General features: G+C 69.6%; 6 protein-coding genes. All 6 read right to left on the reverse strand.

The genetic code is table 11. The annotated features are described in order from the left end of the window. Window positions 1–156: 156 nt before the first annotated feature. The 6 genes from KME77_RS00595 to KME77_RS00620 all read right to left on the reverse strand — a co-directional run bounded on the left by KME77_RS00595 (window position 157) and on the right by KME77_RS00620 (window position 7562). Window positions 157–1209 carry a permease-like cell division protein FtsX gene (locus tag KME77_RS00595; RefSeq protein ID WP_219460132.1) on the reverse strand — a complete coding sequence of 351 codons (1053 nt, stop codon included), beginning with the start codon at window positions 1207–1209 and terminating at the stop codon, window positions 157–159. Continuing rightward, a complete protein-coding gene (locus KME77_RS00600) occupies window positions 1206–1733 on the reverse strand; it encodes a SigE family RNA polymerase sigma factor (RefSeq protein ID WP_308250480.1) in 528 nt (175 codons plus the stop codon). Before KME77_RS00600 ends, KME77_RS00595 begins: the two co-directional genes overlap by 4 nt. A gap of 266 nt (window positions 1734–1999) precedes the next feature. After that, window positions 2000–3178 carry a DNA polymerase III subunit delta' gene (locus KME77_RS00605; protein WP_219460139.1) on the reverse strand — a complete coding sequence of 393 codons (1179 nt, stop codon included), beginning with the start codon at window positions 3176–3178 and terminating at the stop codon, window positions 2000–2002. A 247-nt stretch (window positions 3179–3425) separates the two neighbouring features. Then, the gene (gene tmk / locus KME77_RS00610) at window positions 3426–5468 is read right to left on the reverse strand and encodes a dTMP kinase (protein ID WP_219460141.1); all 2043 of its coding nucleotides are present in this window, start codon (window positions 5466–5468) and stop codon (window positions 3426–3428) included. A 161-nt stretch (window positions 5469–5629) separates the two neighbouring features. Beyond that, the gene (locus KME77_RS00615; RefSeq protein WP_219460144.1) at window positions 5630–6220 is read right to left on the reverse strand and encodes a helix-turn-helix transcriptional regulator; all 591 of its coding nucleotides are present in this window, start codon (window positions 6218–6220) and stop codon (window positions 5630–5632) included. Window positions 6221–6290: 70 nt separating this feature from the next. Then, window positions 6291–7562 (reverse strand): metallophosphoesterase, encoded by a 1272-nt coding sequence (locus tag KME77_RS00620; RefSeq protein ID WP_219460147.1) that lies wholly within the window; start codon window positions 7560–7562, stop codon window positions 6291–6293. Window positions 7563–7599: the final 37 nt, after the last annotated feature.

Raw genomic sequence — 7599 nt, forward strand, 5'->3', positions numbered from 1 at the left:
GAGAGCCCTGCCTCCAAGAGACCACTGCGGCCTACCCGCGCGAGATGACCTGGCCCCCATCTCGCCCCGTCTCGCCTCGCCGTACGGCCCGCTTCAGGGTGCGAGGCGGCACGGCGAGGCAGGCGAGGAAGAAGTCGGGCTCACCGACAGGACGGTCTACTTGGGTGCGCACAGCTTTCGGTCAGGTCTGTCGATGCCGTATCGCGCGGAGAGCGCCGCCCGCACGGCAAGGCATCTCTGATTGACGACTTGTGCGACACCAGGCACCCGCCGCAGCTTTTGGACGGTCGCGTCCCAATCGGCGTCGGGACGCATCTGCAGACGGAACGACGTGGGCATGTCCGTCACCTTCGTGGCCTGTATGAGAGCGTTGTTACTCGCGTACGAGCGGCGAAAATGCTCGAACGCCTCCTCCTGACTCTCATAGGCAACCGACTGGACACCCGGCATCTTCTCGATCGTGTCCTTGACGTTGTCCCTCTGAGCGGCCGTGATGCCTTTCCCTTCCTTCTCCATCGTGGTGTCGCCCTCCGTCGCACCCCGGGATATCACGGCTCCACAGGACTCCAGGGATGACTTGGCACCGCACAGAAAGACCGAGATTTCCTGAGACAGGGGCTTGCCGGCCCCCACCTCCTCGTACGATTGCGCAGACAAGCCAGCCATTACCCCGCCTATCGCCTTTGCCTTGTCGAGCAGCCTCTCCACATCGGTGCCGGGCTTCAGCTTGAGCCGGAACGAGACCACCATGTCGGTCACCTTGACCGCCTTGAGCACCCCCTCGTTGTCGGCGTAGTCCTGGCGAAAGTTCTTGTACGCCGCCGCCTGATCCTCGAATCGAACCTCGATCACCTCGGGCTGGGCTCGCATGGTGTCTTGCAGTGCCCTTGCCTGGCTGCCGGTGGCGGCTCCCTCACGGCAGTCGGGACTCTTCGAGGAGCGAGGGCACAGGAAGATGGCGACCTCCGCCTCCTTCCCGCCGGCGGGCGGGTCGGCCGTCACGGCGCGCTGGGTGTCGCCCGGGGCGGTGAGCGCGGCCACGGTGGCCGCCCCCGCCAGCGCCACCGTCACCCCTGCCACGGCGAGCAGCCGGAAGTCGGCGCGACGACGCGGCGTCGACGCCTGGAGCGGTCTCAGCGTGCCGGCGTCGAGCGTGGCGCCCGCCTCGGTGAGGGCTTCGCGTAGACGGTCTTCCACAGGGCTGTTCATGAACCCTCCCCAAGTGCTCGGCCGAGGGCGGCGAGCCCTCGCGCGATCGTGGACCTGGCGGTGCTCCCGCTGGTGCCCATGGTGTCGGCGATCTCCTGATCGGACAGGTCGAGGTAGTAGCGCAACGTCAGCGCCTCGCGCTGCCTGGTGGGCAGCTCGCGCAGGGCGCGCAGCACCTCGCGACGCTCCTCGCTCAGTAGGGCCGCGCTCTCCGCCGACCAGACAGGCGGCTCGTACGGCAGGGCGCGGCGGAAGATCGCCGTCCGTTTCCGCATCGCGGACCGGCACCCGTTGAACACCGCGGACCGCACATAGGCCAGCGCCTTGTCCGGATCTCGCAGCCGGCCACGGCCCGCGTGGGTGCGGGTGAACGCGTCCTGAACGACGTCTTCCGCGGTCGCCTGGTCGCCGACCATGACCAGGGCTAGGCGGACAAGACCGACGTGATGTTCGGCGAAGATCGCCGCGACATCAACGCGCTCACGCGTCAGGGCCGCTGCGGGGGAGAGCTGTTCGGCTTTCACGTTACAGAGACGCTTGGATGGCTCATCTGCTGCTTCGGTCACGGGAACAACTTCCGTAAAGCTGGAGTGCCCGGCCCGCACCTCGGAGGGCTGACGAGCCCGCTCCGGCGGAGTCACGAGACAGCTCCCGCTGACGAACCAGCGAGCTGAGCCCTCGAGCGGCCCGCCCCCTTACACCGGCTGGATCCCTGCACGGCGGCCTGGGTCGTCGAGCAGCCTGAGCCCCAAGTGGCCTGCTCTGCCTGCCCCCTGAGCGGCTTGCGCTTTCACGCGGCCGACCGCAGTGACAGCATCATCGCCTCCACCGCGATCTGCGGGTTCACGTTCGCGTCCAGCCGCTCCCGGCACCGCATGATCGCGTCGATCCGCCGCAGCGTCTCCTCAGGCGTGGACATCCTGGCCAACTGATCAAGGTCGAACCGGACGTCGTCGTTGGCCAGCTCCACCCCGGCCCCGAACTGCATGGCCAGCACGTCCCGGTAGAACGACACCAGCTCAAGCAGCGCCGCGTCCAGAGAGTCCCGCTTGATGCGGGTGGCGCGTGACTTCTGCCGGTCCTCCAGCTCCTTTAGCGCCCCGGCGCCGCCCCGGACGAGCCCCCGGTTGAGGCCCTTGCCGGTGGACCCCTCCCCGTAGATCTTGCGGAGTTCGGTGGTCTCCGTCTCGTTCAGCGCGGCGGTCGCCGCCGCGGCCTCCTCCTCGGCGGTCTTCACCAGGCGTTCGGCGGCCGAGACGCAGTCACCGATCCCGGACAGCGACCGTGGGATGCCCAGAACCGACTCGCGCCGCCGCCGTACGTCCTCGTCCAGCGCCAGCGCGCGCGCCCGGCTGATGTGCCCCTGGGCGGCGCGGGCGGCGAACCGGGCGGTGTCCCAGGGCACGCTGTCGCGCGTGGCCAGCACGTGCGCGACCGCCTCCGTGGCAGGAGTGGCAAGGGTTATCACGCGGCAGCGCGACCTGATGGTGATCATCATGTCGTCGGCGGCGGGGGCGCAGAGCAGCCATACGGTACGCGGCGGCGGCTCCTCGATGGCCTTGAGCAGGGCGTTCGCCGCTGACTCCGTGGCCCGGTCGGCGTCCTCGAACAGGATCACCCGCCAGCGCCCCTGCGTCGGCGCGCCCGCCGCCCGCAGGATGAGCTCGCGGGTCTGCTTGACGCTGTACGACAGGCCTTGGGGGCGTACGGACTCCAGGTCGGGGTGGGAGCCGATCAGCACCTGGTGGCACTGGTCGCAGTGCCCGCAGCCGCCGTCGGGGCACAGCAGCGCCGCCGCGAAGGCCCGAGCCGCGTCCTCCCTGCCCGAGCCGGGCGGTCCGGTGAACAGCCAGGCGTGCGTCATGCCCGCGCCGCGCCCGCCCTTCACGACCTCACCGGCCGCGGCGGCGGCACGCGACAGCACGGCTACCGCCTGGTCCTGCCCGACGAGGTCATCGAAGACGCCCACGCGCTCCCCTTTCACCGGTACAAAGGCTAGTCCCGTTTTCCGGAGCGGAGGTCACCGCGCGTGCGCCCCAGCTCCTCGGGAACCCGCCGTACTCCGGCAGGACGCCTTCGAAAACGCCGGCGACTGCCGACATCACTCACGCACCCCCGCAACGACCGCTCGCCGCGCCGTCTCCTCACCACGCCACGCGCTCGCCACACCGCTGACCTGCCGTGCCGTCTCCCCGAAAGACCGGCCGGAGACGGCGCTAGTCGCGGATCGCCGGCATCGTCCCCGTGATGTCCTCGGACTCCCGTGGCACCGGATCCGGCAGGATCTCGTGCACCCGATCCTGGATCAGCCGAGTGATCTGCTCGGACGGCAGCGTCCCGTCCACCACCAGATAACGGTCGGAGGCAGCGGCCGCGAGCGAGCGGAACTCCTTGCGCACCCGCTCGTGGAAGTCCAGCGGCTCGGCCTCGATCCGGTCGGCGGCGCCGCCCAGCCGGGCCAGCCCCACCTGCGGCGGCGTGTCGATCAGCACGGTGAGGTGCGGGACCAGCCCGCCCGTCGCCCAGGCGTTGACCTTGGACACGTCCTCGGGATCCAGGGACCGGCCGGCCCCCTGGTAGGCCAGGGAGGAGTCGACATAGCGGTCGGAGATCACCAGGGAGCCCCGGTAGAGCGCGGGCCGGATCACCTTCTCGACGTGCTCGGCCCGGTCGGCGGCGTACAGCAGCGCCTCGGAGCGCGCCGACAGCCCGCGCTCGGCCGCGTCGAGCAGGATCGCGCGCAGCCGCATGCCGATCTTGGTGGAGCCGGGCTCGCGCGTCTGCACGACGTCGTAGCCCTGGTCGCGCAGCCAGATGGCCAGCAGCCGCGACTGGGTCGTCTTGCCCGACCCCTCGCCGCCCTCGAACGCCACGAACAGCCCGGGAACACGCTCGGTCGCCTCGGCCTGCGGTCGCTCCCCGCGTACGGCCGCGATGAGGTCCTCGGAGAGCGAGACGCCCTTCCTGTCGTCCATGTGGCGCAGCGCCAGCAGGCCGACGACGGTCGCGAGGACGCCGCCGACGACCAGCACCAGGTTGGAGCCGTCGAACTGGTAGGTCAGGTCGCCCAGCCGCAGCGGGTGCGAGCCGAAGATAGCGGCCAGCGGGTTGGCCGCCGCCACCACGAGCAGCAGCGTCACCCGCGCGGTCGACTGCAGGAACGAGAACGTGCGGCCGCGCATCGAGTCTTCGACCTCGAGGCCGATGAGCGTGTAGCCGATGATCCAGGCGATGCCCGCGCACGCGCCGAGCACCACGGTCAGCATCACCACGATCACCAGGTTGTGGATGAGCGCGATCGCGGCCAGCACCACGCCCGCCACGGTGATGGCCAGGCCGAACAGCCGCCGTCGCGACAGCTCGCGCAGCAGCCGCAGACCGAAGAACATGCCCAGCGCCATGCCGACGAAGACCGCCGCGAACACCACGCCGTACGCCGCGTCGCCGCCGCCGAGGGCGACCACGTAGATCTTCGCGACGCCGACGACCGCGCCGCCCGCCGCGAACGCTCCCAGCATGCCGATGATCAGGCCGCGCACCAGCCGGTTGCCGCCGACGAACCGCCAGCCCTCGACGATCTGCTTGAGCACCGACGGGGTCGAGATGGCCGTGTCGCGCTTGGGGATGCCGCGCAGCGTGAAGATCAGCCCGGCCGACACCAGGTACGCGCAGGCGTTGACGATGAGCGCGAGCCCCGTCGGGTCCATGCCCGACATGAACGGCACGAGGTTGTTCAGCGCGTCGCCCACCACGGACAGCGCCGTGAACAGCAGGGCGGCGACCGGCGCGCTGCCGTAGGTGACCAGCAGGTTGAGCTGGTTGGCCGATTCGAGCTGCTCCTTGGGCACCAGGTTGGGAACCGTGGCGTCCTTGGCCGGAACCCAGAACAGGTTGACGCACTCGACGAGGATCGTCGCCACGATGACCCACTGGTAGCTGCCGACCAGCGGGATCGACAGCACCACGGCGAAGCGGGCCACGTCGCAGGAGACCATCGTGATCCGCCGGTCGAACCGGTCGGCGAAGGCTCCGGCGAGCGGCCCGAGCAGGACGGCGGGCAGCATCTTGGCGATGAACACACCGCCGATGGCCAGCGACTGGGTGCGGTAGTCGCCCTGGGTCAGGTTTCCGGCCAGGGCGGTCAGTGCCAGGATGTTCAGCCAGTCGCCGAGGCTGCATACCGACATCGCCGTCCAGAGCCGGCGGAAAGATGCGTTCGCCAGAACATGAGTCGGTCGGCGTCGGCCACGGGCGGTCATAATCTCAGCGTATCCAGGTGCTCGCCGGAAAGGGGTAGGCAGAAGACCAGCCGGATATACCCGGCTGCTTGTCGCCGAGAGTATTACGTCGGCGGGCCGGTGCGCATGATACACACCTCGAATAGGCCCACAAAAACACCGGACCGATCCCTCTCGTCTCGTCAGTCGCTTTTATCGCCTCGGGCGAGCTCCATAAGGGGCGCCCAAGCAGCGCGTACGGCCTCCGGCAGGACCAGCTCGTCCCACAGCTCCACCAGCAGCACCCCGTCGAGGTGATCGAGCAGCTCCCGCTGACTTCCCTGACGCACCAGCAACGCGTAGGCCTCCCGGCGGTCCGTACGGTCGGCCAGGTCATAGACCTTGCCCCCGAGCCGTACGGAGGCCAGCGCCTTGGCGGCGGGCAACCGCGGTAAACGATCAGGCACGTGAAAAGGGTGCCCACCCTCACCTTGCCGGGAGACGAATGAGACCTTGGGCTCCAGCGTCAGCCGGAACCCGGCGGCGTCGAGAATGCGCCCCGCCGTCTCCAGCGTGGGCGACTTGCGCCCGTGCTCGTACGCCGACAGCGTCGTGCGCGACGTGCCGCTCATCCCGGCCAGGGCCTTCTGGTTCATGTTCGCCGCGTGCCTGGCCCGTTTCAGCAGCAGGCCGCCACGCGCGGCCCAGAACGTGACGTCGGGCGGCGGCCCGGGCGTCTCGCCGCGCTCGGGCAGCGCGTCGCCGAAAGCGTCCTCTGCCGGGGAAGGGATCATCACCGCCTCCAAAGGTATCCGCTCGGATACTACCCTGCGGCGGAGGTCGTAACCAACTCATCGCGGAAAGTCAGGAGCGCAGCTCAAGCAGCGTGATCTCCGGCGGCGCGCCCACCCGTACCGGTGGCCCCCAGAACCCGGCGCCGCGCGTGACGTACACCTGCACCCCGTCGACCGTGGCCAGGCCCGACACGACCGGCTGCTGCAGCTTCACCACATAGTTGAACGGGGTGATCTGGCCGCCATGGGTGTGGCCCGAGAGCTGCAGGTCCACCCCGTGCTGGGCCGCCTGCGCGACCTGTACCGGCTGATGGGCCAACAGAACCGTGGAGCGGCCGGCGTCGCGCCCGCCGAGGGCCTTGGCGAAGTCGGGCCCCTCGCCCGCGACGGCGCCGTTGATGTCGTTCACCCCGGCCAGGTCGAGCACGCCGCCCTGGTGCCGGATCTCCACCCGTTCGTTGCGCAATGAGCGCACCCCGAGCGCGTTCAGCTCCTCGAACCACTCTCCGGGGCCGTTCCGCGTGTAGTACTCGTGATTGCCCGTCACGAAATAGGCGCCATAGCGGGATTCGAGACTGCCGAGCGGCTTGGCCAGCGGGCCGAGCGCGGCCACCGAGCCGTCCACCAGGTCCCCGACGATCGCCACCACGTCAGCCCGCAGCCCGTTGATCATCCGTACGATGCGCTCGACGTGCCCCTTACCGGTGAGCGGCCCCAGATGGATGTCGCTGACCACGGCGAACCGCAGCCCGCTGAGCTTGGGGTCGAGCCCGGCCAGCGTGACCTTGACGGGCTCGATCACCGGATCGCCGAGAGCGCTGCGCACGCCGTACCCGACCGTGCCGAGCGCACCCACGCCGGCGACGGCGGCGGTGGCGCGTCCGAGGAAGAGCCGCCTGCTCATCCCGTCAGCGGCGGGCGCCGGGTCCGAGGCAGTCAACGCCGGAGCAGAAACCACCCCAGAACCCGAAATATCCGGCACGGCCACCGACGCCGCAACGACCTCCGGTACAGCCACCACCCCCGGCGCGACCGCAACCCCGGCCTTCCTGACCGGCCGCACCCACACCAACCACCCGACCAGCCGCGGCACCTCCAACAGCACCAGCGAAATCACCAGGTAGAAGAGGATCGCGATCCACAGATACCCCGGCCAGGCCAGCCATTCGAACATCTCCAGCCGCAACCCCACAAAGGTCACGACCACCATCACGAACAGCCCGACGAGCCCCCACGTCAGCCCGGTGCGCACCCGCCCGGGCCGGGTGGTCGAGCGCACCAACCGCTGCCAAAGGTACAGATGCGCCAGGAGCACAACGCTGACAAAAACCACGACCACCACGGGCTCAATGCTACTGACGCCGCCCGCCGCCCTGGTT

It is taken from the genome of Nonomuraea rhizosphaerae (assembly GCF_019396405.1).
Lineage (GTDB): Bacteria > Actinomycetota > Actinomycetes > Streptosporangiales > Streptosporangiaceae > Nonomuraea > Nonomuraea rhizosphaerae.